The following is a 3,716-nucleotide window of genomic DNA, read 5'->3' on the forward strand; positions in this document are numbered from 1 at the left end:
GAATTTTTTTCAATCGCTTCATATAATCAACCCTCAATTCCCCCTTTTCTGTAAAGGCGGAATTATTCCACGGCTGACTTTGGGAATATCCAAAAGGGCTTCCTCCCTGTAAATTAATCGTAATGGAGAGTAAACCATATTTTCTCCATTGCTCCATATTGGCTACAAATTCATCGGTATTTCTATCAGGGTCCCATTTTCCTGAATCAGGATATTCCCAATTGGAAACTGTTTCCGGATTGAGGTCATCAAAAATTCCCTGAACCATCCTAGAATTCATCAATAAACCTTCAATTTGATTGCCTTCCCAAACCCGGTTTTCATAAGTTGGTTTTCCATTGATGTAAAATTTGTCTCCCCTGATCTCTACTGTTGTTTTTCTTTCAGGCTGAATAATGCCCGATATAAATAAAAAAGTTAAAAGCAAAAGGAGGTTTTGAATAAGTGTCATAAGTCTAGTTCTTTTGGAAAAACATGCTGAATTCTTATTCCTCAAGGTAAAAATAATTTCCTGTTAAAAATAAAGATTACACAAAACGCTTTCGATTGACCTATTAACCAGTCCCTGATATTATTTAAATATTAATTTTTGGAGAATATTTTTGGTTTAAATTAAAGTATCCTTAACGGCTGATTTCTGATTGGGCAAAGGTTTATTTCTACTTTTGAAGTCGTACAGCAAACGAAAACTTTTTCATTAACCTTGCATTACTTTTAGGCGTCGATGGGAATCGACGCCTTTGCTGTTTTTATAAATGATTCAAAAATTGAAAAATTGGAAAGAAAAGGTTGGAAGGTTACAAGGTTTAAAGGTTTCAATGTTCCTTCAAATTGAAAGTCAACATTTTTTAGCCATAGACAACCGACATCTTCGTACTTAGTACTTAGTACTTGATACTTTTTTCTCTCGCTTCTCGCTTCTAGTATCTCGGTTCTCAAATCTCCCTCCTCTTTAGCTTCTTGTACTCACTCGGGGTTAGCCCTGTTGTTTTTTTGAATTGGGAAGAAAGATGCTGCACCGAACTGTAATCTAGTTTATAAGCCATTTCGCTTAAGGTCAGTTCTTCGTAAAAAAGCCATTCCTTTACCTTTTCGATTTTGAGGCCGATAAAATATTTTTCAATTGTTATTCCTTCCATGCTGCTAAAAAGGTGACTCAGCATGCTGTAATCTTCCGGAATATGGGAATTGATATAGGTGGAAATATTTAAGCCCGAAGGGATTTCCTCTCTCTGAAACAAGAGGGTAAACAGGTTCTTGATCTTTTCTATGCGCTGCACATCCCTGTCTTTCAAGATTTCAAAGCCGAGCTTTTCAATTTCGGTTTCAAAGATCCCGTAGGCAACTTCATCCATTTGGGTATTTAACCTCACTTTCCCAAGTTCTACCTTTTCAAACCCAATATTTTGTTGCTTCAGGACATTTTCCACTGCCATGATACAGCGTGGACAAACCATATTTTTGATCAGGATATCTACCATAAATATTTCCTCCTTTGCTTATTGAATGAAAGATTTGGATTTAAGTAAACATAACCCATTTTGGTACAAGATAAGTTCTGTCCAAACCTTTGGGAGAAAGCTAAATTCAGCTAATTTGGCATCAAAATATAAACCCTATGCCAACTCCCAGCACCGAAGCACAAGCCATGGTTTTTGATCGAAAATCCTATTCGGACAAGACTTTATTGGATTTGTATGAATCTCTTTTGATGCCAAGAAGGATTGAAGAAAAAATGCTCATCCTCCTCCGTCAAGGGAAAATCTCCAAATGGTTTAGCGGTTGGGGTCAGGAAGCCATTTCCATCGGTGCTGTCAATGCCCTACAGCAAGACGAATATATCCTGCCCATGCACCGCAACCTCGGGATATTTACAGGAAGGAATCTTCCATTGGAAAAGCTCTTTGCGCAGTTTCAGGGTAAAAAATCTGGCTATACCAAAGGCCGAGACCGTTCCTTTCATTTTGGTACCAACGAACACCATATCGTCGGGATGATTTCCCATCTCGGACCACAGATGGCGATTGCAGACGGGATTGGTTTGGCACATAAACTTTCAAAAGAAAACAAAGTCACTTTGGTTTTTACAGGAGATGGGGCAAGTTCAGAAGGGGATTTCCATGAAGGCCTCAATGTAGCTGCAGTTTGGAAACTCCCGGTAATCTTTGTCGTCGAGCATAACGGATACGGTCTATCTACGCCAAGTGAGGAGCAGTTTGCTTTCAAATATTTTACCGAAAAAGGACCAGGGTACGGAATGGAGGCTGTTCGGGTGGATGGAAACAATGTCTTGGAAGTCTATGATACCATCAAAAATCTGGCGGAAGATATCCGAAAAAACCCAAGGCCTGTTCTCTTGGAAGCCATCACTTTCAGGATGCGAGGGCATGAAGAAGCTTCGGGTACAAAGTACGTTCCCAAGGAACTTATGGAAACATGGGCGCTCAAAGACCCGGTGGACAATTACGAGAGGTATTTGGAGGAATCAGGAGTATTGAATCCTGAAGCCAAAGAAAAAATCAATAAAAAAATAAAAGCTGCGATCAATAAAGGATTGGATATTGCCTTTGCCGAAGAAGCAGTTAGCGCAGATACTACTGAGGAAATGGCGGATATCTATGCGCCATTTCAGCAGGAAGTAATCACTCCAAAATCAGATCAGAAAACAGAAAAGCGCTTCTTGGATGCCATCGCCGACGGCCTCCGCCAATCCATGGAAAAGTATCCAAACCTCATCCTGATGGGTCAGGACATCGGAACTTATGGCGGGGCATTTAAGATTACAGATGGATTCAAAGACAGATTCGGTGCAGACAGGGTACGGAACACTCCGCTTTGTGAAAGTGCCATCATCGGTGCAGCTTTGGGACTGTCGATCAAGAGATATAAGTCTATGGTGGAAATGCAGTTTGCAGATTTTGTGTCTGTAGGCTTCAACCAAATTGTAAACAACCTCGCCAAAATCCACTACCGATGGGGACAAAACGCAGATGTCGTGGTCCGAATGCCGACCGGTGCCGGAGTTGCTGCGGGACCTTTCCACTCCCAATCCAATGAGGCTTGGTTTTTTCATACACCGGGACTGAAAATCGTCTATCCTTCCAATCCCTACGATGCCAAAGGATTGCTGAATGCGGCTTTTGAAGACCCGAATCCATACATGTACTTTGAGCATAAAGCACTTTACCGTTCCATTTCGGAAGCCATTCCTGATGACTATTATACCGTCGAGATTGGCAAAGCCAACTTGGTACACGAAGGCGAAACCCTCAGTATCATCACTTACGGCATGGGCGTTCATTGGGCAAAGGCGGCAGTGAAGGAATTGGGGATTTCAGCAGATATTTTGGATTTGAGGACTTTACTCCCTTGGGACAAAGAAGCTGTAGAAAAAACAGTGAAGAAAACCGGAAAAGTGATTTTCCTTCAGGAAGATTGCCTCACAGGAGGAATCGGTTCGGAGATAGTGGCTTGGATCTCTGAGAACTGTTTTGAAATGCTTGATGCGCCGGTCATGCGGGAGGGAAGTTTGGATACCCCTGTTCCTTTTGCTCCAAGTCTGGAAAAGAATTTTTTGCCGGTGGAAAGGTTTAAGGAGAAGTTGAGGAAGCTGGAAGAATATTAAAAGATTGGAAAATTGGAAAATTAAAGGGTTAAAAGGTTGGAAAGTTTCAAGGTTATGAGATTTTGACGTCATCTTGAATCCGAGGTACGAA

2 protein-coding genes and 1 pseudogene are annotated in these 3,716 nt (G+C 41.2%); 1 reads left to right on the forward strand and 2 read right to left on the reverse strand.

Annotation, left to right across the window (positions count from 1 at the left end):
• Positions 1-451 (reverse strand): annotated as a pseudogene (locus ACZFYI_RS17140) (hypothetical protein); the annotation flags it as partial.
• 484 nt (positions 452-935) lie between these two features.
• Positions 936-1,481, reverse strand: a complete 546-nt coding sequence (locus ACZFYI_RS17145) for a helix-turn-helix domain-containing protein (RefSeq protein ID WP_462525350.1) — start codon at positions 1,479-1,481, stop codon at positions 936-938.
• 137 nt (positions 1,482-1,618) lie between these two features.
• Between ACZFYI_RS17145 and ACZFYI_RS17150 the strand changes: the two genes are divergently transcribed.
• Positions 1,619-3,625, forward strand: coding sequence for an alpha-ketoacid dehydrogenase subunit alpha/beta (locus ACZFYI_RS17150; protein WP_462525351.1), 2,007 nt, complete (start codon positions 1,619-1,621; stop codon positions 3,623-3,625).
• The last annotated feature ends 91 nt before the right edge of the window (positions 3,626-3,716 follow it).

This window comes from Aquiflexum sp., assembly GCF_977115555.1.

Excerpts from the sequence above, each read along its gene's own strand:
- ACZFYI_RS17145 (WP_462525350.1), bottom strand. The coding sequence starts at position 1,481 with ATGGTAGATATCCTGATCAAAAATATGGTTTGTCCACGCTGTATCATG.
- ACZFYI_RS17150 (WP_462525351.1), top strand. The coding sequence starts at position 1,619 with ATGCCAACTCCCAGCACCGAAGCACAAGCCATGGTTTTTGATCGAAAA.